This window comes from Citrobacter sp. wls717 (assembly GCF_005280955.1).
GTDB classification, from domain to species: Bacteria; Pseudomonadota; Gammaproteobacteria; order Enterobacterales; family Enterobacteriaceae; genus Citrobacter; species Citrobacter werkmanii.
This window is the reverse complement of sequence record NZ_SZWW01000016.1, coordinates 123,138-144,707: the sequence shown is the minus strand read 5'-3', so window position 1 is coordinate 144,707 and position 21,570 is coordinate 123,138. Positions and strand designations below refer to the sequence as shown.

General features: G+C 49.0%; 21 protein-coding genes. 7 read left to right on the top strand and 14 right to left on the bottom strand.

Translation table 11 applies throughout. The features are described 5' to 3' along the window. Positions 1–3 precede the first annotated feature (3 nt). Positions 4–648, top strand: a complete 645-nt coding sequence (gene pncA / locus FDX09_RS10720; protein WP_087856722.1) for a bifunctional nicotinamidase/pyrazinamidase — start codon at positions 4–6, stop codon at positions 646–648. Between the two features lie 37 nt (positions 649–685). Here the strand turns inward: pncA and FDX09_RS10715 are convergent, their stop codons facing one another. The 8 genes from FDX09_RS10715 to FDX09_RS10680 all read right to left on the bottom strand — a co-directional run bounded on the left by FDX09_RS10715 (position 686) and on the right by FDX09_RS10680 (position 9,424). After that, positions 686–2,044, bottom strand: a complete 1,359-nt coding sequence (locus FDX09_RS10715; protein WP_069324290.1) for an MFS transporter — start codon at positions 2,042–2,044, stop codon at positions 686–688. 140 nt (positions 2,045–2,184) lie between these two features. After that, positions 2,185–2,943, bottom strand: a complete 759-nt coding sequence (locus FDX09_RS10710; RefSeq protein WP_032943120.1) for a DeoR/GlpR family DNA-binding transcription regulator — start codon at positions 2,941–2,943, stop codon at positions 2,185–2,187. A gap of 135 nt (positions 2,944–3,078) precedes the next feature. After that, entirely contained in the window at positions 3,079–4,062 is a 984-nt protein-coding gene (locus tag FDX09_RS10705) for an aldo/keto reductase (RefSeq protein ID WP_137347181.1), read from the bottom strand. A 9-nt stretch (positions 4,063–4,071) separates the two neighbouring features. Beyond that, positions 4,072–5,019, bottom strand: coding sequence for a sugar kinase (locus FDX09_RS10700; RefSeq protein ID WP_069324292.1), 948 nt, complete (start codon positions 5,017–5,019; stop codon positions 4,072–4,074). 4 nt (positions 5,020–5,023) lie between these two features. Then, positions 5,024–5,860: a ketose-bisphosphate aldolase gene (locus FDX09_RS10695; protein ID WP_137347180.1), complete on the bottom strand. Its 837-nt coding sequence runs from the start codon at positions 5,858–5,860 to the stop codon at positions 5,024–5,026. Between the two features lie 20 nt (positions 5,861–5,880). Then, positions 5,881–6,924, bottom strand: a complete 1,044-nt coding sequence (locus tag FDX09_RS10690; RefSeq protein WP_069324293.1) for an NAD(P)-dependent alcohol dehydrogenase — start codon at positions 6,922–6,924, stop codon at positions 5,881–5,883. A 17-nt stretch (positions 6,925–6,941) separates the two neighbouring features. Further along, positions 6,942–8,321, bottom strand: a complete 1,380-nt coding sequence (locus FDX09_RS10685; protein ID WP_137347179.1) for an MFS transporter — start codon at positions 8,319–8,321, stop codon at positions 6,942–6,944. Positions 8,322–8,347: 26 nt separating this feature from the next. Then, positions 8,348–9,424 carry a zinc-binding dehydrogenase gene (locus FDX09_RS10680; protein WP_137347178.1) on the bottom strand — a complete coding sequence of 359 codons (1,077 nt, stop codon included), beginning with the start codon at positions 9,422–9,424 and terminating at the stop codon, positions 8,348–8,350. A gap of 295 nt (positions 9,425–9,719) precedes the next feature. Between FDX09_RS10680 and FDX09_RS10675 the strand changes: the two genes are divergently transcribed. Together FDX09_RS10675 and yajD are read left to right on the top strand one after the other, a co-directional pair. Then, complete coding sequence (locus FDX09_RS10675) at positions 9,720–10,973, top strand: glycoside hydrolase family 18 protein (RefSeq protein ID WP_137347177.1); 1,254 nt, start codon at positions 9,720–9,722, stop codon at positions 10,971–10,973. A gap of 94 nt (positions 10,974–11,067) precedes the next feature. Next, the gene (gene yajD / locus FDX09_RS10670; RefSeq protein WP_003832478.1) at positions 11,068–11,412 is read left to right on the top strand and encodes an HNH nuclease YajD; all 345 of its coding nucleotides are present in this window, start codon (positions 11,068–11,070) and stop codon (positions 11,410–11,412) included. A 43-nt stretch (positions 11,413–11,455) separates the two neighbouring features. On the opposite strand, the gene FDX09_RS10665 is transcribed toward yajD, so the two are convergent. Further along, positions 11,456–11,731: a YeaC family protein gene (locus FDX09_RS10665; protein WP_137347176.1), complete on the bottom strand. Its 276-nt coding sequence runs from the start codon at positions 11,729–11,731 to the stop codon at positions 11,456–11,458. Between the two features lie 42 nt (positions 11,732–11,773). After that, positions 11,774–12,187, bottom strand: a complete 414-nt coding sequence (msrB, locus tag FDX09_RS10660; RefSeq protein WP_006684886.1) for a peptide-methionine (R)-S-oxide reductase MsrB — start codon at positions 12,185–12,187, stop codon at positions 11,774–11,776. Between the two features lie 341 nt (positions 12,188–12,528). On the opposite strand from msrB, the gene gapA reads away from it, so the two are divergent. Both gapA and FDX09_RS10650 read left to right on the top strand, forming a co-directional pair. Further along, on the top strand, positions 12,529–13,524 hold the full coding sequence (gene gapA / locus FDX09_RS10655) for a glyceraldehyde-3-phosphate dehydrogenase (RefSeq protein ID WP_003030697.1): 996 nt from the start codon (positions 12,529–12,531) through the stop codon (positions 13,522–13,524). Positions 13,525–13,722: 198 nt separating this feature from the next. Continuing rightward, complete coding sequence (locus FDX09_RS10650) at positions 13,723–14,607, top strand: D-hexose-6-phosphate mutarotase (RefSeq protein WP_085049519.1); 885 nt, start codon at positions 13,723–13,725, stop codon at positions 14,605–14,607. An 80-nt stretch (positions 14,608–14,687) separates the two neighbouring features. Here the strand turns inward: FDX09_RS10650 and FDX09_RS10645 are convergent, their stop codons facing one another. The 4 genes from FDX09_RS10645 to FDX09_RS10630 all read right to left on the bottom strand — a co-directional run bounded on the left by FDX09_RS10645 (position 14,688) and on the right by FDX09_RS10630 (position 17,645). Next, positions 14,688–15,542 carry an aldo/keto reductase gene (locus FDX09_RS10645; RefSeq protein ID WP_137347175.1) on the bottom strand — a complete coding sequence of 285 codons (855 nt, stop codon included), beginning with the start codon at positions 15,540–15,542 and terminating at the stop codon, positions 14,688–14,690. 180 nt (positions 15,543–15,722) lie between these two features. Continuing rightward, a complete protein-coding gene (locus FDX09_RS10640) occupies positions 15,723–16,073 on the bottom strand; it encodes a hypothetical protein (protein ID WP_042308899.1) in 351 nt (116 codons plus the stop codon). Positions 16,074–16,083: 10 nt separating this feature from the next. Then, the gene (locus tag FDX09_RS10635; RefSeq protein WP_137347174.1) at positions 16,084–16,326 is read right to left on the bottom strand and encodes a hypothetical protein; all 243 of its coding nucleotides are present in this window, start codon (positions 16,324–16,326) and stop codon (positions 16,084–16,086) included. A gap of 572 nt (positions 16,327–16,898) precedes the next feature. Next, the gene (locus FDX09_RS10630) at positions 16,899–17,645 is read right to left on the bottom strand and encodes a MipA/OmpV family protein (RefSeq protein ID WP_038640047.1); all 747 of its coding nucleotides are present in this window, start codon (positions 17,643–17,645) and stop codon (positions 16,899–16,901) included. Between the two features lie 433 nt (positions 17,646–18,078). Between FDX09_RS10630 and yeaG the strand changes: the two genes are divergently transcribed. After that, positions 18,079–20,013 (top strand): protein kinase YeaG, encoded by a 1,935-nt coding sequence (gene yeaG / locus FDX09_RS10625; protein ID WP_038640044.1) that lies wholly within the window; start codon positions 18,079–18,081, stop codon positions 20,011–20,013. Between the two features lie 202 nt (positions 20,014–20,215). Beyond that, positions 20,216–21,499 carry a YeaH/YhbH family protein gene (locus FDX09_RS10620; protein WP_038640041.1) on the top strand — a complete coding sequence of 428 codons (1,284 nt, stop codon included), beginning with the start codon at positions 20,216–20,218 and terminating at the stop codon, positions 21,497–21,499. Positions 21,500–21,570 lie beyond the last annotated feature (71 nt).

Below are 21,570 nucleotides of genomic sequence, written 5' to 3'. Positions count from 1 at the left end.
TTAATGCCCATGGCCCGAGCCTTACTGTTGGTCGATTTACAGAACGACTTTTGTGCCGGCGGCGCCCTCGCCGTCCCGCAAGGCGACAGCACCATCGATATTGCTAACCGCCTGATCGACTGGTGCGCCCCGCGCGGCGACACCGTCGTCGCCAGTCTGGACTGGCATCCGGCTAATCACGGTAGTTTTGCCAGCCAGCACCAGGTTGAACCTTACAGTCAGGGGCAACTGGACGGCCTGGCGCAGACGTTCTGGCCCGACCATTGCGTGCAAAACAGCGAAGGGGCAGCTCTGCATCCTTTGCTGAACCAGCGCGCGATAGCGCAAACCTTCACTAAGGGCGAAAACCCGCTGGTCGACAGTTATAGTGCGTTTTTTGATAATGGTCGTCGTCAGGCAACCGCACTGAACGCATGGCTGCTCGAACATCGCGTTGCCGAGCTCATCATCATGGGGCTGGCGACCGATTATTGCGTAAAATTTACCGTTCTGGATGCGCTCGATCTGGGTTACGCCGTCAGCGTCATTACCGACGGTTGTCGTGGCGTCAATATTCACCCCCAGGACAGTGCAAACGCCTTTATGGAAATGGCGGCGGCGGGTGCGACGTTGTATACGCTGGATGACTGGCTGGAAACCCAACCGTAAGCGACGCCGACAGGATCGCTCCTGTCGGCACGTTATTTCAGGCCAGGGTTGAAATCTCTTCCAGAGAAACTTTGCGTGTTTCGATGCCAAAGCACAACAGAATCAGTGCGCAGAGCACCAGCATAACGCCCAGCACGATAAAGACAGTGGTCGAGCCGTAGCGTGTCAACAGAATAGCGACGCCATAAGGCGTAAACACCGCGACAATCCTGCCCACCGCATTCACGAAACCCGAACCACGCAATCTCAGATGTGTTGGCCACAACTCCGGGACATATACCGCAGAGGCAAAGCAAACATACATATACAGAAAAAAGATCATCACCAACCCGTAGCTCAAAATGGCCCACTCTTCAGTTTGAATCGAATAGAAATATCCGAGCAGCGCGATAATAACGAGTAAGAATGAACCAAACAGCCTCCGTGGAAAACGATCGATAATCATCGCGGCAATAAATATTCCAACGGGCGCGCCAATCATAATTATCGCGGTCATAAAGATAGACTTCGTCACATCGATTCCCGAATTAACAAAAATCGTTGGGATCCATACTGTGATGGTATAGAGCGAAATATTCATCGCGATAAGCACAGTGATCGCCACCAGCGTACAGCGCAACATCGGCCCCTTGAACAGTAGCCAAAATGAACCACTTTCCACGCCAGAGTGCACCGCCAGGCACTGGCTCTGACAGGAGGGTAAGGTGATATTTTTCTCTGTCTCAATCTGCGACTCCACCAGTATCAGGTGTTTTTCAGCTTCACTTCTCTGTCCCTTACCAGCCAGCCAACGGGGAGATTCGATAAAGTACTTTCCGGACAGATACCAGGCCAACAGCATTGTCGCGCCACCGAGCAGAAACATCACCCGCCAGCTTAACCAGGCAATAACCACGACGCCAACAGCCGCGGACAGCATCGGCGACCAGTTACCAACAAATGACAGGCGGGCAGACCACTTTCCACGTACTGCAGGCGGAATAAATTCGGTAAACGAAGCATAGCCCACCATAATCAGCGCCCCCATTCCGATCCCCATCAGGCAACGGAAAAAAATAAGCCAGTACATGTTGGGCACAAACGTTGCCGCGCAAGCAGAGACCCCAACAATCAGCAAATTAATGCGGAATGCCTTGCGTCGACCGAGATAATCACCAATAAAGCCCCCGGTTAGCGAACCGACAAAATAGCCAAACATCAGCGCCGAGGTAAATGCTGCGTTGAGATAATTGTTAGACCAACCAGTACTGACTAATTTTGCCAATACCACATTCCCGGAATAACTGAGGAAACCGGTGACTAATAAACTAAAACTAATAATGCCAAAAATACGAAAATGAAATCGCGATAAGGGTAAACGATCTAATCTTGCACCGATAGGGTCACATTGTTCCATCTGGATGCCTCAAATTCAACTAAACAGAAAGTATGGCGATCGCGGCAGAGGTAATTTTGCCGCGCCATCCATCATCATTAGATTTTTATGGCATTATCCAGGTGCAAACTAAAATAATATCGACACGAGTAACGTTAAAATTAATAAACGAGTTGAATATTATTCTCTTTACAAAACGCAATCCACTCTGCACCCGGTGCCTTATTGGTTATAAGGTAGTTAATATGGCTAAAGTCCACGAGCTGGACGAAAGCTTTACGATCAAACTTTGAGTGATCAACCAACAGGGCCACCTCAGTCGCCTGGCGGATCATGGTTTTTTTGATTTCCGCTTCTGCTTCGTTAGAGTCAAGCGCCCCACTTTGCATATCCAGACCTTTGCAGCTCATCACCATAATATCAACATGATAGCGACTGATGATCTCCTTGGTGATCCTTCCCTGCAACGACAACGTATTCTTATTCAGCTCGCCGCCAGTAGAAACGACGTTAATTTCTGACTGCGCCAGTTCATGAAATGCTTCAGCCGAGTTGGTTAGCAGCGTCAGATCGTTTCTTTCCTTCAACAGCTTTAATAATTCCATCGCCGTACTGCTGGAGTCAGCGGCCATTGTGGTCTTATTTTTAATAAACGGTAATGCATTACGAGCAATGATCTGCTTCTCTTCAAAAAAAGACTTTGCACGTTTATAAAAATGAATATTGTCAGACAACGCGGTGGTATTAAGTACCGCACCACCATATGTTCGGGTCAAAAAACCTTCATCTTCCAGCTTCTCGAGATCGCGGCGAATTGTTTCCTCAGTTACCTGAAAGATGGAACTTAAATTAGATACCGCCACTTTCTTATCATTAGCCACCATTTGCTTAATGGCCTGAATCCTGTCTTTTGCCGCCACGATGACACCTCTGTTTCCTGCAAAGTAATAATAAGACCCTAGTATCTCACAGGCTATGTTTATTTTCAAAAGAACATGTCTGAATCACAGATTTAGTACTCTTTTACACAGAAACAGAGGTCATTGCCAGCTGGATTATTTTATATCCAACGCTTCTGCCATTTGTCTCATCAATGATGAATCGCCATCAGTCAGGGCAACGGTCAGCGCCTCGACGTTTTCGCGAACCTGTTCAGGCGCGGTCGCCCCGCTCAGTAAGGTGATTAAATCGCTTTGCTTCAAAATCCACGCCAACGCCAGCGCGGGGATCGTGCAACGGTATTTTTCACACAATGGCCGCCATTGCTCGAGCATATCAATCACCCGCAGCATATTTTCCCGTTGGAACCAGACTTTGTTGGCCCGTGCGCCGCCAGGAATATAATCCCGCGCGATTGTTCCAGTCAGTAAACCCTGTTCGAGCGGTGAATAAACCTGCACGACGATGCCATGCTGCTGACATAACGGCAACAATTCAGCTTCCAGTCCGCGATCAAGGATGCTGTACTTAGCCTGCACGATATCCAGCTCACCGTGTTTGAGATACTCCCTGATATGCCCTGCATCCACGTTGGCAGCACCGATAGATCGAATCTTGCCTTCTTTCTTAAGTGCGTTCAGCGTGTCTACGGTTTCCGCAATCGGTGTAAAACAGGGTTCGACCGATTGCCAGTGGGTCATATAGATATCAATGCTTTCTATACCCAACCTTTGCAAACTGGCATCGACCTCTTCACGAATCGACTCGGGCGTGAGGTTTTTATACAACTGGCGATCGCCCACTTTGTTAAAAAGGCTGCCTGTCCGCTCCCAGACAATGCCGCATTTAGTTTCAACCACGATATCTTTACGCGGTAACTTTTTCAGCGCCTGCCCAACAATGACTTCACTATTACCAAAGTTGTAGCCTGGAGCGGTATCAATCAGATTAATACCGCAGCGATGCGCCTCGACAATGGTATCGATACAAACCTGCAGATCGAGATCGCCGTTCCATGCCGGACCGCCACCAATGGCCCATGTCCCTAATCCCATGCGGGAAAGCATAATATCCGTACTGCCTAAAGGAATCTTTTTCATCTGCCGTTATTACCCTTCATATTCATCAAGAAGTTGTTCAACCAGCTTTCTGTTTTTTACGCCCGTTGTGGCGCCCACGCTCAGTACCGATATTGCTGCCGTTGCGTTAGCAAACAGTGCGCACTCGCGCAGCGACTTGCCTTCAAGTAACGCGGAGATAAATCCCGAGGCAAAATTATCTCCCGCGCCGATGGTGTCGATAGCGGTAATTCCTGAAACCGCCGGGACCTCCATTTTCATATCGGTACGCTTGATAAAGCAGCCTCTTTTACCGGTCTTAATCACTACCGTTTTTACGCCACAGCTCAGGAAACTGTCGGCAATTTCATCCAGCGTCTCTTTGCCGGTAAGCTGTTTTGCTTCCTCAAAATTAGGAAACAGATAGTCTACGTAGCTCAAAGCCTGGCGAATATCGTTCAGCGTTTCATTAAGTCGTGGCTTAATCATATCGGCACAAATAATTAACCGATGTGCTTTCGCCTGAGTGAAGATCGTCGTTAATGCTTCGCCGTCGAGTAGCGGGCTGTTAAAAATACTCGCCAGCGACAGCAGCTTTGCCTGAGAGAAGCGGTCAAAATCAACATCGTTTATATTCAGCTTCCACAGGCTACCATTGCGGTTGGTGACAAAGGTGCGTTCGCCATCAGCTGTAACCAAACCCACGTTAATAGAAGTATCAATATCCGCATCCTGTTTCAGACTTTGAATATCAATGTTCTCCCGACGACAGTGGTCGAGAATAAAATGACCTGCCGCATCATCCCCTACCCGACTAATTAACGCAGTACGATGCCCAAGGCGAGAAATAATAGTCGCTTCATTAATCGCGTCGCCCCCGATGGTCATCGTAATACGTTCTAACGGATAAGAATCTACATCAAAGATATTTTTACTCACTGGCTGTAAGGGGATATCAACAATTGCCGCCCCTATACAAATAACCTCGATATTATCCATATTATCATTCCGCTTTACCGTCAGAGCCAAACAGTTTGATTTTTTCCATCGCTCGCTCTTTTACTGCTTTACGAACTTCACGTTCAACATGCAGGAATGGCTGGTTCTGGTTCTCCTGCACCGCCACCATTGCCGCCTGACACAGTTCGGTATGAATATTGATTTTAGAGATGCCTAATGAGATGGCTTTTTTAATATCCGCATCGCTAATGCCGGATGCCCCGTGCAGCACCAGCGGAACAGAAACCGCTCGGCGTACGCGCTCAACCACCTCGAAATTAAGTTTCGGCTCGGAGGTATATACGCCATGCTGGTTGCCAATCGCCACCGCCAGAGAGTCACAGCCGGTACGCTCGACAAATTCCGCCGCCTGGCTCGGGTCGGTATAGTGATAACCCGCCAGCGCCTCTTCGTAGACCGTCTCATTGCCCACGTGGCCCAGCTCCGCTTCGACCGGAATGCCTAACGGATGAAAGAAGTCCACAGCCTCTTTGGTCAGACGAATATTCTCTTCAAAATCAAAGGCGGAGGCATCGCGCATCAGAGAGTTCATGCCATGAACCCAGGCGTTGTGAATAATCTCCATGCTACGTCCGTGATCCCAATGAGTAATAACCGGTACCGAGGCCTTTTTCGCCATCGAAACCATCATGTGCGAAAAATCTTCAAACGAGGTATTCCCCACAAATCCGGTGCCAAAAGAGATAATTACCGGCGATTTAGCCTCTTCTGCCGCATCAATGACCCCCATTAGCATTTCCGCATTCCACACGTTAAAGTGAGCAATCGCATAATGTTTATTCTGAGCATCGTTTTCCCAATATTTAATATCTGCCAGCATGGTGTTTCTCCCTATTTAAATTAATGGTTAATTTTAATAACGCCTTTAATAATCTCGCGTTTGTTATTGACGGATTCGTCAAACGCGCGCTGAACGTCTGCATAATCATAAATATGCGTCACCATCGACTTCACATCGAAACGCCCGGAGGAGATGGCTTCAATGGTGACCGGGTAGCGATTGGCATAGCGGAAAACAGTTTGTATTGAGACTTCACGATTAATTTTGAGGAAGTTAATCGCTGAATCGCCAGGCACCGTGCCCACGATCATGATTTTCCCACCGCGCATTACCAGATATGGCGCCTGCTTAACCGTGATGGCCGAACCGGCAGTTTCGAAAACAATGTCTGCCCCCATATCGCCGGAAAACTGTTGGCAGCAGGCAACGGTGTCCTCCTTCGCACCGTTAATCACGACCGTCGCGCCAAGCTGCCCGGCCATCGCCAGACGTTTATCCAGGACATCAACAACAGCGATGTCGGTAGCCCCCAAACATTTACAGGCTTGCAGGGTCATTAAACCAATACAGCCAGCCCCCAGAATGACGATTTTCTTGCCCGGCTTAACGTCCGCCAGCATTGCGGCATGCATCCCTACCGCCGCAGGCTCTACCAGAGCGCCTTCCATGGTGTCCATATTGTCCGGCAGCTTGTAAGTAAAGCTTTCCGGGTGGCACAGATAGTACGTTAGCGCACCGCGATAATTTGGCTGTGTGGCCATAAAATCGACGTCAGGACAGATGTTGTATTTCCCTTCCAGACAGTAGCGGCAGTGGCCACACGGCACGCCGGGTTCAATGTTGACCCGGTCGCCCGGTTTAAATTTACTAACGCGACTTCCCACTGCCACCACCGTACCGGCGCATTCATGCCCAAGACCTATTTCCTGATTGGGATCTTTCGGCGGAATAAAGGGGCCCGATTCAAAACCGTGAACATCTGAACCGCAAATACCAACATATTCAACTTTAATTAGCACTTCATGCTCTTTAGGTACCGGAATATCGGCGGCAATGATTTTCATCGTGCCCGGCGTTTTTAATATCGCTTTTGAATTTTTCATTTTATTTCCCGTCAATATTATTTGCTGGTAACGGCATCAATACCGAGACTCTCGACAGAGACGCCTTTTGTTTCAATTCCAATGGTGGCAATAGCAACAGCGACAATAATTGAGACTGCGCCCAGCAGTACAAATACGCCCGTCACGCCATAACTATTAAGTAATACAGCGACCGCATAAGGCGCGGCGATACCGCTGATACGCCCTATCGCGTTAGCAAGCCCAGACCCGCGCAGCTTCGCTTCAGTCGGCCATATCTCTGGAACATATACCGCGGAGGCATAGCAAACGTACATATACACAAAGGTAATCAGGAAGAAACCAATTAATGTGATTAGCAACATGCTGGTTTGCAGCGAATAGATATAACCCAGCACGGCAATTAACACTAATAACCCCACCCCTATCGTTTTCCTCGGAATTTTATCCATTACCAGCATGGCGATGAAAATTCCAAACGGCGCACCGAACATACTCATGGTATTTAAGACTATGGAGTCTTTCAGATTAATCCCCTGAGTCATAAATATTGTCGGTAACCAGTTAATTAAGGTGTACTGCACAACGTTCATGGCAATCAGAACAAAGGAGCCCAGAATCACCCGCTTTAATAAAACTCCCGTTAATAAAGCGGAGTACGGCACTGAACGCGGTTGTTTGTCATCATCTTCTGTCACGACCGGCGGTAGTGGCTTACCTGTCTGTCGAATGACACCGTCTTCAATGGCCCGCATCACCTGTTCAGCTTCCTGATAGCGTCCGCGAGACTCCAGCCAGCGGGGCGACTCCGGGAAACTGCGCCATGCAATAACGGTTGCAATGAGCGACAGCACAGCCGGAATCAACAACTGTACGCGCCAGTTCCATTCCGCGCTGATCAGTGGCGTTAACCCCATCGCAATCAGTGAACAGAGCGGATAAGACCAGTTGCCGATAAACGAGACCCGACTGGACCATGTGCCACGATTCCGTCCTGGCATATATTCGGTAAACCCGGCAAAAAGGGTTACCAGCAACGCGCCTAAACCAACCCCCATGACAAAACGACAGGCGATCAGAAAGGTCATATTGGGTGAAAACGCGCCAATTACCATGGATATAATATGAATCGCTTCATACAGGATAAACGCGTTTTTACGCCCGGTTTTATCACCGATAATTCCGCCACCCAGTGCACCAAGAAACATACCCGCCGTAGTAATGGCGGAAAACGTGGCGGTGGTAGAATTATCGGTCCAACCGAGTTCTTTTAGCTGCGCGAGAATTAATCCGCCAACGGCATTACTCCAGCAAACCAGTAATCCGAAGGCTACCATAGCGAACATCGACGTATGCCAGCGGCAGTCAGGCAGCCTGTCCAACCTGGCGCCGCAGTGCGGTTTTGCAATCTGTTCCATGCGATAACGTCCCTTTAATAAACATGTTATTCATCAAAGTCGTAAGTCATGATGACTTTAATCGCGGTTTTATCGACCATGGCGTCAAAACCTTCGCGCCATTGCGATAAGCCGATACGGTGAGTGATCATCGGTTTGACTTTAATCGCACCGCTCGCAAGCAGACGAATGGCGTTACGCCAGGAAGTGGAGTCGTAAGCCATATGACCAATAATGCTTTTGTTCCACGCGGTAATATCATTAATGGAGAAGTCGAGTGGTTTGAAACCCATCCCTACGCGGACAACTTCACCGTTGGGACGCAGCATTTCAATAGCTTGTTTCAGGGCAATATTGGCGCCGGAACATTCGATAACTAATCCCAGATTGTCTTTGCCGCAGATTTCCTGACAACGGGCGACCACATCTTCGCTCGAACCGTTGACGACCGCCGTCGCCCCCAACTCTTTGGCGATAGGAAAGCGCACCGCGACATCCTCTTCCAGCCCGACCATGACGATATTAACGGCCCCCATAATGCGTGCCATTTGCACGGAAAAGAGACCTAGCGGGCCAGTACCGAAAACCACCACGTCCTGACCTGGGAGAAATTTGGACTGTTGGGCGATAGATTTGTAGGCATTACAGATGGGGTCCAGGACTGCCGCCTCTTCATAATCAACACCAGGCGGGATTTCCCACAGCGCATGGCGGTGAATTTTGAGGATTTCCCCAGGAACCAGACAATATTTCGAAAACCCACCGCCCCAGGTATTGTTGTCCAGGCCTAAATTCACCTTTTCTGTACAACAAAGAAAATCACCTTGTTCGCAGGCAGGACAGACGCCGCAAACGTGCCCGCTGTTGTCAGAAACCACGCGCTGACCCACTTTCCAGTCCTTAACCTTGTCGCCGACCTGGACAATTCGACCGGCAAATTCGTGACCACGAATCGAATTAAACTGGTCGGAACCACTGTCAACGTTATAGTGCTTCATATCTGCGCCACAGATAGCAGCTGCCCTGATTTCAATCACAACGTCATCCGGACCACATACCGGCTCCGGAACATCAATCATCTTGTAGCCACCAAAGGCCTTGCCAAATCTTGCCAGTGCTTTCATTGAATTTTCCTTTGTGTTTAGTTTTGCATCAGTGGTCATCATACTTATCCATGTAATTTTTGAGGTCAACACAAAATCTTTAAAACACAGATTAAGATCTGCATTTCACAACTCAGATCACAAATAAGTGCAAAGATGTACTGAAACCTACAGAAACGTGGAGGCCGCTTCGCCTGTACGCCGTGAACCCCTTCGCATTTTTTCTGTTATGAAACGGTTAATCTGTAAGAGCTGTTTTTTTCGCCACGCCTTTCCGTGGCGTGTTTACTTGTTTAAATGTCAAAGAGGAACACCGATGAAACTATTGCCTTTGTTGGCAGCATTCCCCCTGCTCTGCGCCAGCGTTGTTTCCGCCAATTCACTGATGTCAGTTGGCTACTTTAATGGCGGTGGCGATGTCACTGCCGGTCCAGGCGGCGATATCAATAAACTGGATGTGCGCCAGATAACCCACCTCAACTATTCGTTTGGTCTTGTCTACAACAACGAGCAAGACGAAACCAATGACGCCCTAAAAGACGCCAGCAAGCTGCATCAGATTTGGCTTTCAGAGAAAGTGCAGGCTGATTTGCAGAAAATCCCGGAGCTGCGTAAGCAGAATCCGAATCTGAAAGTTCTGCTTTCTGTCGGGGGTTGGGGGGCGCGTGGATTCTCAGGCGCGGCAGCAACGAAAGAAACACGAGCGGTATTCATTCAGTCTGCGCAGGAAATTATTGAGAAATACGGTCTGGATGGCATCGACCTCGACTGGGAATATCCGGTCAATGGCGCATGGGGATTGGTCGAAAGCCAACCAACCGATCGCGCTAACTTTACCGCGCTGTTAAAAGAGCTGCGGGCAGCATTAGGGCATAAAAAGCTACTGACCATTGCCGTGGGTGCGAATGCGGAAAGTCCGAAAAGCTGGGTGGATGTGCAAGCCATTGCGCCATCACTCGACTACATCAATTTGATGACCTATGACATGGCCTACGGCACTCAATATTTCAACTCAAACCTGTATGATTCGACGAAATGGCCGACCGTCGCCGCCGCAGATAAGTACAGTGCGGATTTTGTGGTCAATAACTATCTCGCCGCCGGGTTAAAACCGAGCCAGATGAATCTGGGTATTGGTTTTTATGGACGCGTACCAAAACGCGCCGTTGAACCGGGAATTGACTGGAGCAAACCTGACGCGCAGAAGAGCCCTGCCACCCAGCCCTATTTCGAAGCAGCACAAATTGCGTTGTTCAAATCATTGGGCGTCGATCTGAGCAAAGATACCTATGTGAAGTACAACGATATCGTGGCGAAGCTGATCAACGATCCGCAGAAGCGCTTTAGCCAGCATTGGGATGATGAGGCGAAAGTACCGTGGCTGTCGGTACAGTCAGCAGACGGGAAAGCGCTCTTTGCCCTCTCCTATGAAAACCCGCGCTCGGTGGCGATCAAAGCCGACTACATCAAGAGTAAGGGGCTGGGAGGCGCCATGTTCTGGGAATACGGTGCGGATGACAACAATCAACTGGCTAAACAGTTAGCCGATTCATTGGGCATCAAACACTGATCCCAACGCCTGACACAATAGGTTATGATTACCGAATTACGCTGCGCCAATCTTTGGCGCAGCTATTCATTTTCTATTGGAGGCATGAGCTTTTATGGCTTTTATCCCTAAAAATTACGCTCGTCTGGAAGTTGGTTACCGGGAAAAAGCGCTTAAGCTCTTCCCCTGGGTCTGCGGACGCTGTTCCCGCGAGTTTGTCTATTCAAATTTGCGCGAGTTGACGGTACACCATATCGATCACGATCACTCCAATAACCCGGAAGATGGTAGCAACTGGGAAATGTTGTGCCTGTATTGTCACGATCACGAGCATTCTAAATATACGGAAGCGGACCAGTATGGTTCAACGGTGGTTGCCGGAGAAGATGCGCAGAAGGCTGTTGGCGAAGCGAAATATAATCCGTTTGCCGATCTGAAGGCGATGATGAACAAAAAATAACAGCGACTGCGGGCCCGACATCATGACTGCCGGGCCAGGATTATCAGGATTTGAACGTTGCTATAGGCTCAGGCGTAATACCAAATTCAACCTTTAGCTGCTGCTTGCTCTTCATCACCATCTCACCATTGGTATCAATCGTCATATGTTGCGCATCAATGTTGTTGCGCGCCTGCCATAACATCACCAGTTGTAAGCTGTTCTCTTTTTGTTCTGCCGTTAGCGCCACGCCATCCGGCCATTTTCCGAGTTCAACGGCGGTAGATAAGCGCAGATAAACTTCCGGCGTCATGCTGTTGATCATCTCATCAAGATTCATGTTAAATCCCCTCTCCGTAGAATAATTTGCTGAATCGTTTCTTCAACCCTTAATTTGTTCACCGTTTTCGCCATCGGTAAAGTTCAAAGAGGCTGAGTTGACACAGTAGCGCTCACCGGTAGGTTTTGGGCCATCCGGGAAGACGTGTCCCAGGTGCGCATCACAGTTCCCACAGCGGATTTCAATGCGCTGCATACCATGCGAGGTATCTTTTATGTAACGGATAGCCTCTTCGCTGACCGGCTCGTAAAAACTGGGCCAGCCGCAGCCAGAGTCATATTTTGTCTCGGAACGAAATAGCGGTTTATCGCAGATCAAACAGTGGTAGATGCCGTCACGCTTGTTATGCAGCAAACGCCCGGTAAATGGCGGTTCTGTCCCGTGATTCTGCGTCACGTAGAACTGCATTTCTGTTAAATTTTTTTTCAGTTCTTCTGGAGAAGGTTGATTAGCCATTTGCTCACATCTCACTTTATCTAAACTCACATCGCGAGACAGATTCTAACAAAACATTAACACCGGAGTGCGAACTTTTGTTCTAAACTTGATCCTTGCGAAATGGCAGCCTGCAATTCGTGATCAGAATCACGTTTTTATCTTGATTGCCCTTTAAAATTCGGGCCGCCGACCCCATGTGGTTTCAAGCCCAAAGGAAGAGTGAGGCGAGTCAGTTGCGCAAAGCTTAGGCAGCAGATTGATATGTCGCAATGATTGACACGATTCCGCTTGACGCTGCGTAAGGTTTTTGTAATTTTACAGGCAACCTTTTATTCACTAACAAATAGCTGGTGGAATATATGACTATCAAAGTAGGTATCAACGGTTTTGGCCGTATCGGTCGCATTGTTTTCCGTGCTGCTCAAGAACGCTCTGACATCGAGATCGTTGCAATCAACGACCTGTTAGACGCTGACTACATGGCTTACATGCTGAAATATGACTCCACTCACGGCCGTTTCAACGGTACCGTTGAAGTGAAAGACGGTCATCTGATCGTAAACGGTAAAAAAATCCGTGTTACCGCTGAACGTGATCCGGCTAACCTGAAATGGGACGAAGTTGGTGTTGACGTAGTAGCTGAAGCTACTGGCCTGTTCCTGACAGATGAAACCGCTCGTAAGCACATCACTGCTGGCGCGAAAAAAGTGGTTCTGACTGGTCCGTCCAAAGATAACACTCCGATGTTTGTTAAAGGCGCTAACTTTGACAAATACGAAGGTCAGGACATCGTTTCTAACGCTTCCTGCACCACTAACTGCCTGGCTCCGCTGGCTAAAGTTATCAACGACAACTTCGGCATCATCGAAGGTCTGATGACTACTGTTCACGCAACCACCGCTACTCAGAAAACCGTTGATGGCCCGTCTCACAAAGACTGGCGCGGCGGCCGCGGCGCATCCCAGAACATCATCCCGTCCTCTACCGGTGCGGCTAAAGCTGTCGGTAAAGTACTGCCAGAACTGAACGGCAAACTGACTGGTATGGCGTTCCGCGTTCCTACCCCGAACGTATCCGTTGTTGACCTGACCGTTCGTCTGGAAAAAGCTGCTTCTTACGAAGAAATTAAGAAAGCAATCAAAGCTGCTTCCGAAGGCCCGATGAAAGGCGTTCTGGGTTACACCGAAGACGACGTAGTATCTACCGATTTCAACGGTGAAGTTTGCACTTCCGTGTTCGATGCTAAAGCAGGTATCGCACTGAACGACAACTTCGTGAAACTGGTATCCTGGTACGACAACGAAACCGGCTACTCCAACAAAGTTCTGGATCTGATTGCTCACATCTCCAAATAAGTTGAGATGAAACAGTAATCTGTAAGAGCGACTATGGTCGCTCTTTTTTTTGCCTGAAGATACCCGTCATACTTCGAGTTGCAGGTGTGTTGGCTACGCTCTCTCACCCGAATCACTTACTACAGTAAGCTCATCGGGGTTCGTTCACTTGCCGCCGTCCTGCAACCCGAATTATTTAGGGTTAAAAAGGATTGCGTAATGATTAATAAAATTTTTGCACTTCCGGTAGTCGAACAAATTGCCCCGGTACTCTCCCGCCGTCAGCTTGATGAGCTTGAGGTCATTGTTGTCGATCACCCGCAGGTTAAAGCCTCTTTTGCGCTGCAGGGCGCACATCTTCTTTCCTGGAAACCAAACGGTGAAGAAGAAGTCCTGTGGTTAAGTAACAATACGCCGTTTAAAACCGGTGTTGCGCTGCGTGGCGGCGTACCGATTTGCTGGCCGTGGTTTGGCCCTGCCGCTCAGCCTGGCCTGCCGTCTCATGGTTTTGCACGTAACCTGCCCTGGACGCTGAAGGCGCATAACGAAGACGAGAAAGGTGTCGTACTGACGTTCGAACTGCAAAGCAGCGCTGAAACGCATCAGCTTTGGCCGCACGAGTTCTGCCTGCTGGCCCGTTTCAAAGTGGGCGCCACCTGCGAGATGGAGCTGGAAGCGCACGGTGAGTTTGAAACCACCTCCGCGCTGCATACCTATTTCAATGTGGGTGATATTGCGGCGGTGAAAGTCAGCGGTCTTGGCGATCGTCTGATCGATAAAGTGAATGATGCCAAAGAAGACGTACTGGCTGATGGTATCCAGACCTTCCCGGACCGTACCGATCGTGTCTATCTGAATCCGGAAGCGTGCAGCGTCATTCATGATGATGCGCTGAATCGCAATATTGACGTAATCCACCACCACCATCTGAATGTCGTGGGCTGGAACCCAGGCCCGGCGCTGTCTGTCAGCATGGGCGACATGCCGGATGACGGCTACAAAACATTTGTTTGCGTAGAAACGGCTTACGCCACGGCACCGCAGAAAACCACCGAAGAAAAACCGTCTCGTCTGGCACAAACGATTCGTGTTGCTAAGCGCTAACAGCTCTACGCACCATGCCGGATGCGGCTCACGCCTTATCCGGCCTACAAACCGCTCTCAGCCGTAGGCCATGCGGCAAATCAGGCCATATCCAGCGCCGTTTTACCTTTTGGCGCCGGATATTCCTTATCTAACTGCGTCAGCTCATCGGCAGAGAGCGTTATCTCCAGTGCCGCGGCATTCTGTTCGACATGCGCCACATTCGCGGCTTTCGGAATGGCTATCACCCCCGAAAGACGAATAACCCATGCCAGTAAAATCTGCGCAGCGCTGGCATTGTGGGCGCGCGCAATGTCATTGAGCACTGGGTTAGAAAGCAAGTTCCCCCGTAGCCGCCCTGCCTGAGCCAGCGGACTGTAGGCCATAACCGGCATCTGCTGTTGCTGGCACCATGGCAGTAAATCATATTCAATGCCGCGCGATGCTAAATGATAGAGCACCTGATTAGTTGCACAGTGTCGTCCACCCGTAACCTGCCATAATGCCTGCATATCATCGTAATCAAGATTAGAGACGCCCCAGCGGCGGATTTTGCCCTGCGCAATAAGCGTTTCCATAGCGTCAACGGTCTCAGCAAATGAAAAGTCTCCCGTCCAGTGCAACAAATAGAGATCCAGATAATCGGTTTTCAAACGACGCAGGCTGGCTTCGCAGGCGGCAATCGCTTTCTTGCCCGCGGCATTCCATGGATAAACCTTCGAAACTAAAAAAGCGCTATCACGCCGACCTGACAGCGCCTCGCCAACAACCTCTTCCGCTGCACCATCTGCGTACATTTCGGCTGTATCAATCAATCGCAGGCCAAGATCCAGCCCAGCCCGTAACGCGGCGACTTCATCCCGACGTCGGGCTGAATCCTCGCCCATGTACCATGTTCCCTGCCCAATCGCAGGAAGCGATACCTGCTCCGTAAACATCACCTGTTTCGCTGTCATCGCACCCTCCTGTGTTAATGCACCACAGTAAAGCAAAACAACAGACATGTGTCCTGTTATGGTGCACAAATTGCACCATCATAGTTTGGCGTGTCGCCCGTTAATGCGATTAAAGTAAAAGGCCCGGGATCTGATGCAGATCACGGACCTAAATAATGCAAAATTTTCACTAGCCAGCGCTTATTTCAACCGACCTAAATATTTGCCCTCTTTCATGGCGTTAATTTTTCCGTTTTTATAGACAATGACGGAAATCAAACCCGCACTGTAAGTTTGTGCATCGGCATTATTTTCATCATTTGCCGCAGGGTTGCCATTAATATATGCAATACCATCAGCGCCACGTTTAAAGTCCACGCCCAGCTTATTCACATGCACGGATGTGGTTTTGCTGGCGTGCACCGGGGCATTAGCGTCGCTGACCTGAGTTTTGTGTTCATGCTGTAATTGCTGACGATATGCTTCGCTGATAGCATAAGCAGGCGCAGCAGATGAAGCCACCAGCGCAGCGATAATAATCAATTTCTTCATGAGTTAAACCTTAGTATTTATCGTATTTGTGGTGATGGTCGGGATGGGTGCCATCAGAGCTATACAGATTTTGCGCGTTTTCCAGGGCCTGTTTTTCAGCCGCGGCATTGATTGTCGCCTGACGGTTTTGTTCGGCGATGTAGCAGGCATCGCGGCTGATCCCTTTGTTTTCGCATGCACTCATGCGTGAAGCCTCGCTGGTGCATCCAGCCAGGACCCCGCCCATCACAGCTATCATGATTAACTTTTTCATTATTTATACCAGGTTTTTACTCAAGATATCCCCGTGGCATATTTAAGGCCTTACCACGAGAGTTGCTATCACTACTTTTAAAGTTTAATGAATATCGGCAATAGGATATTTAATGTCAATTTTAATTTTTTCAGACAAATACCTAAAGGATGTAAAATAAAAACAAATGATTAATTTTTTATTTTTTCACCTGAAAGTTAACATTCGAAATAAGCCAAAATAGTTATCAGTTATCTTTATGCCACTTGAGAATAAATACCCGGCGCATCACAATACAATAAACCACAGTATTATCAATAAATTATGAACCCAGAAAACGACAACCCACAACAATAAATCATTAAGGCATGGCGATATTACCTCATGCAAAAAAACAATAGCTATCAGGCTAATCAAATGAGAGGTTTATTTTTAGTAACGGCAAAAGAAATACCTGGTTAAATAATCGTTGCGGCCAGGCGAAACATAAAACCACTATAAAAATGCAATCTCATGTTTTAGATCAATATTCATCCCCACGAAGCATAAAAAAGCCCGCATCTCTGCAGGCTTGTATTTGACACGCAATAGCATCAGAACTTGTAGGTCACACCCACCGAGAAGATGCCAGACCAGGATTTATCGACCATCGGGCTATCCTTCACTTCATCACTCAAACGCACATAACGGCCAGTGCCGTATACGTTCCAGTTGCCAAGGAAGTTATAGCTTGCAGTCAACTCCAGATATGGATCCCATCCATCGTCAGCGCTGTAGCTTTTCAGACCACTGCGGCGAGACTCGTGATTGGACACGCCATAATAATAGTCGTTGTAGTTTTCGCTGCTGTACTGCACACCGATACCCGGCGTCAAAGTCAGCGCACCGTTAGTGTAACGGTAGAGCCAGGCCAGATCCCAGATAAAGCCGTTGCTATTATCCAGGGTATCACCCGCCAGAGCGGTACGCAGGAAACCATACTGGGTGTTATGTACATACGAGAGGCCAGCCATCAGGCTGCTTTTACGCTTGTCGAGTTGGCGCAAAGCATGGCTGTCGCTGTCACCCGGCTTGAAATGCGTCGGATCATAGTACGCCATGATGGAGAGCTTATCTGCCGTATCATTCCACAGATAGTAGCCGCCACCCAGACCGTGGAACCAGACGTTATCGCCTTCATAGGTGACAACCGGAACGGGATAAACATCGCGGTCATACTGTTTGTACGGGCTGTTAATCACGCCGACACCTGCACCAACAGTCCACTGACTTTCCGCGTGTGCGGTGCTAACTGCGGTTGCGGCAAGCACGCCAAGTGCCAGAAGTTTGAGTTTGGTCACAATCCATAATTCCTTATTCAAATGTGTAGCGGTCAAAGTGTAACCGCCAATACGCTTCAGCCCAACTATTTTACGTATTAGTCCAGGAATGTAACCCCCTAATTTCTCAGCGAGTGATGACATTTTGCTTGCAGGATAGTGAACACCACATGAATCCCGCCCCATTTCTTTACATAAGATGTGCTTTTTTTGCTGATGAGTTATTGATATGCCATTGAAATTCATTTGCGCACCCAGGCAAGTTTTGCAAATGCCATCTACGCTTAATTTTAGAAGGTGTATCACCGAATACGTTGATCTCCTGACCATCAAAATGGCATGAGAGTTGCTTATTTCTTCAGCAGCGACGTCGTTCAGTTTACCTCTTCAGGGGCCTCTACTATTCATATGAACGGCTCTTAACATGTGCTAAAAAACGAAAGGACGGCATACCATGAATATATTCGATCACTATCGCCAGCGTTACGAAGCTGCCAAGGACGAAGAGTTCACGCTGCAGGAGTTTCTTACCACTTGTCGGCAAGATCGCAGTGCTTATGCCAACGCGGCAGAGCGGCTATTAATGGCTATTGGTGAGCCTGTCATGGTTGACACTGCCCACGAACCTCGTCTTTCTCGACTCTTTTCGAATCGGGTAATTGCACGCTATCCCGCTTTCGAAGAGTTTTACGGCATGGAAGATGCCATTGAGCAGATTGTTTCTTATTTGAAACATGCGGCTCAGGGGTTAGAAGAGAAGAAACAGATTCTGTATCTGTTGGGGCCTGTGGGAGGGGGGAAATCATCTCTCGCTGAGCGACTCAAGTCGCTGATGCAGAGAGTTCCGATTTATGTCCTGAGCGCCAATGGCGAACGTAGCCCGGTTAACGATCATCCGTTGTGCCTGTTTAATCCACAGGAAGATGCGCAGATCCTGGAAAAAGAGTATGGGATCCCGCGTCGCTACCTCGGGACGATCATGTCGCCATGGGCGGCGAAACGCCTGCACGAATTTGGCGGGGACATTACAAAATTCCGCGTCGTCAAAGTCTGGCCGTCTATTCTGGAGCAGATCGCTATCGCCAAAACGGAACCTGGCGATGAAAACAACCAGGATATCTCTGCGCTGGTCGGGAAAGTGGATATTCGTAAACTCGAACACCACGCCCAGAACGATCCTGATGCCTACGGTTACTCGGGGGCGTTGTGCCGCGCTAACCAGGGAATTATGGAGTTCGTAGAGATGTTTAAAGCACCGATTAAAGTGCTGCATCCTCTGCTGACCGCCACCCAGGAAGGTAACTACAACGGGACGGAAGGTATCTCTGCCCTGCCGTTTAACGGAATTATTCTTGCCCACTCGAACGAGTCCGAATGGGTGACGTTCCGCAACAACAAAAACAATGAGGCGTTCCTTGACCGTGTTTACATTGTCAAAGTGCCTTATTGCCTGCGGATCTCCGAAGAGATCAAAATTTACGAGAAATTGCTTAATCACAGTGAGCTGACCCATGCGCCTTGCGCGCCAGGCACGCTGGAAACGCTCTCCCGTTTCACCATTCTTTCTCGTCTGAAAGAACCTGAGAACTCGAGCATTTACTCGAAGATGCGCGTTTACGATGGCGAAAGTCTGAAAGATACCGATCCAAAAGCGAAATCCTATCAGGAGTATCGGGATTACGCCGGGGTCGATGAGGGAATGAACGGTCTGTCCACGCGTTTCGCGTTTAAGATCCTCTCTCGCGTCTTTAACTTTGATCATGCCGAAGTCGCGGCGAACCCGGTGCATCTGTTCTACGTACTGGAACAGCAAATCGAGCGTGAACAGTTCCCTCAGGAGCAGGCAGAACGTTATCTTGAGTTCCTGAAAGGCTACCTGATCCCTAAATATGCTGAATTTATTGGCAAAGAGATTCAGACAGCTTATCTCGAATCCTATTCCGAATACGGACAGAACATTTTCGACCGTTACGTCACCTACGCGGATTTCTGGATTCAGGATCAGGAGTACCGTGACCCGGATACCGGTCAACTGTTCGATCGCGAGTCGCTGAACGCAGAGCTGGAAAAAATTGAGAAGCCAGCGGGTATCAGTAACCCGAAAGACTTCCGTAACGAGATCGTCAACTTTGTTCTGCGCGCCAGAGCGAATAACAGCGGTCGCAATCCAAACTGGACCAGTTACGAAAAACTGCGCACGGTGATTGAGAAGAAAATGTTCTCCAATACCGAGGAGTTGCTGCCGGTTATTTCGTTCAACGCCAAAACCTCGACTGACGAGCAGAAAAAACACGACGATTTTGTCGACCGTATGATGGAAAAAGGCTACACGCGTAAACAGGTGCGTTTACTGTGCGAATGGTATTTGCGCGTACGTAAATCGTCTTAAGAGCATAAATGGCCCGGAAAATTTATCCGTTTACCGGGCCAATATTTCTTCTGTACGCGAAATCATTCAAGAGGTATCAAGGCGGCAAATGAGTGAATTCCCAGGAGCGTACATAAGTACGTGACTGGGTGAGCGAATGCAGCCAACGCGGAGACAACTTGAAGGATGAAGCGTAAGTTGGCAAATGCAGTACGGGGGGCTTATGACCTGGTTTATTGACCGGCGTCTTAACGGCAAAAACAAGAGCACGGTAAACCGCCAGCGCTTCTTACGCCGTTATAAATCGCAAATTAAACAGTCGATCTCCGAGGCCATTAACAAGCGTTCGGTGACTGATGTGGATAGCGGCGAATCTGTCTCTATTCCGACTGATGATATTAGCGAACCGATGTTTCATCAGGGGCGCGGTGGCTTGCGCCATCGTGTGCATCCGGGTAATGACCATTTTGTGCAGAATGACCGTATTGAACGTCCACAGGGCGGAGGCGGCGGTTCGGGAAGCGGACAAGGCCAGGCGAGTCAGGATGGCGAGGGTCAGGATGAATTCGTCTTCCAGATTTCTAAAGATGAATATCTCGATCTGCTGTTCGAAGATTTAGCTCTGCCAAACCTTAAACAGAATCAGCAGCGTCAGCTAACGGAGTACAAAACGCACCGGGCTGGTTTTACCTCTAACGGTGTGCCGGCCAACATCAGCGTGGTGCGCTCCCTGCAAAATTCACTGGCGCGTCGCACGGCAATGACGGCAGGTAAGCGTCGCGAACTGCATGCGCTCGAAGCGGATCTGGAGACCATCGCGAAAAGTGAACCGGCTCAGTTGCTGGAAGAGGAACGGTTACGCAAAGAAATTGCCGAACTACGGGCAAAAATCGAACGCGTGCCGTTTATCGACACCTTTGACTTACGCTACAAGAATTATGAAAAACGGCCCGATCCTTCCAGCCAGGCGGTGATGTTCTGTCTGATGGACGTCTCCGGTTCGATGGATCAGTCGACCAAAGATATGGCAAAGCGTTTTTATATTCTGCTGTATCTGTTCTTAAGCCGCACCTATAAGAACGTGGAAGTGGTTTATATTCGCCACCACACCCAGGCGAAAGAGGTAGATGAGCATGAGTTCTTCTACTCTCAGGAAACCGGGGGAACTATTGTCTCCAGCGCGCTGAAGTTAATGGATGAAGTGGTGAAAGACCGCTACGACCCTGCTCAGTGGAATATCTATGCCGCGCAGGCGTCGGATGGTGATAACTGGGCGGATGATTCACCGTTGTGTCATGAGATTCTGGCGAAAAAACTGTTGCCGGTAGTGCGATATTACAGCTATATCGAAATTACCCGCCGCGCGCACCAGACCTTATGGCGTGAATATGAACATCTGCAATCAACCTTTGAAAATTTTGCGATGCAGCATATCCGCGATCAGGATGATATTTATCCGGTATTCCGCGAACTGTTTCATAAGCAAAGTACCACCAGCAATAATTAAGTAACCACTTTCGGCCGAGGCTCAGGCTTCGGCTGATTACATTACCCTGTATCATGATCGTGACATTTTGC

Bases quoted from the DNA above. Each gene is read 5' to 3' on its own strand.
- pncA (WP_087856722.1), top strand. From the start codon at position 4: ATGCCCATGGCCCGAGCCTTACTGTTGGTCGATTTACAGAACGACTTT.
- FDX09_RS10715 (WP_069324290.1), bottom strand. From the start codon at position 2,044: ATGGAACAATGTGACCCTATCGGTGCAAGATTAGATCGTTTACCCTTA.
- FDX09_RS10705 (WP_137347181.1), bottom strand. From the start codon at position 4,062: ATGAAAAAGATTCCTTTAGGCAGTACGGATATTATGCTTTCCCGCATG.
- FDX09_RS10700 (WP_069324292.1), bottom strand. From the start codon at position 5,019: ATGGATAATATCGAGGTTATTTGTATAGGGGCGGCAATTGTTGATATC.
- FDX09_RS10695 (WP_137347180.1), bottom strand. From the start codon at position 5,860: ATGCTGGCAGATATTAAATATTGGGAAAACGATGCTCAGAATAAACAT.
- FDX09_RS10690 (WP_069324293.1), bottom strand. From the start codon at position 6,924: ATGAAAAATTCAAAAGCGATATTAAAAACGCCGGGCACGATGAAAATC.
- FDX09_RS10685 (WP_137347179.1), bottom strand. From the start codon at position 8,321: ATGGAACAGATTGCAAAACCGCACTGCGGCGCCAGGTTGGACAGGCTG.
- FDX09_RS10680 (WP_137347178.1), bottom strand. From the start codon at position 9,424: ATGAAAGCACTGGCAAGATTTGGCAAGGCCTTTGGTGGCTACAAGATG.
- FDX09_RS10675 (WP_137347177.1), top strand. From the start codon at position 9,720: ATGAAACTATTGCCTTTGTTGGCAGCATTCCCCCTGCTCTGCGCCAGC.
- yajD (WP_003832478.1), top strand. From the start codon at position 11,068: ATGGCTTTTATCCCTAAAAATTACGCTCGTCTGGAAGTTGGTTACCGG.
- FDX09_RS10665 (WP_137347176.1), bottom strand. From the start codon at position 11,731: ATGAATCTTGATGAGATGATCAACAGCATGACGCCGGAAGTTTATCTG.
- msrB (WP_006684886.1), bottom strand. From the start codon at position 12,187: ATGGCTAATCAACCTTCTCCAGAAGAACTGAAAAAAAATTTAACAGAA.
- gapA (WP_003030697.1), top strand. From the start codon at position 12,529: ATGACTATCAAAGTAGGTATCAACGGTTTTGGCCGTATCGGTCGCATT.
- FDX09_RS10650 (WP_085049519.1), top strand. From the start codon at position 13,723: ATGATTAATAAAATTTTTGCACTTCCGGTAGTCGAACAAATTGCCCCG.
- FDX09_RS10645 (WP_137347175.1), bottom strand. From the start codon at position 15,542: ATGACAGCGAAACAGGTGATGTTTACGGAGCAGGTATCGCTTCCTGCG.
- FDX09_RS10640 (WP_042308899.1), bottom strand. From the start codon at position 16,073: ATGAAGAAATTGATTATTATCGCTGCGCTGGTGGCTTCATCTGCTGCG.
- FDX09_RS10635 (WP_137347174.1), bottom strand. From the start codon at position 16,326: ATGAAAAAGTTAATCATGATAGCTGTGATGGGCGGGGTCCTGGCTGGA.
- yeaG (WP_038640044.1), top strand. From the start codon at position 18,079: ATGAATATATTCGATCACTATCGCCAGCGTTACGAAGCTGCCAAGGAC.
- FDX09_RS10620 (WP_038640041.1), top strand. From the start codon at position 20,216: ATGACCTGGTTTATTGACCGGCGTCTTAACGGCAAAAACAAGAGCACG.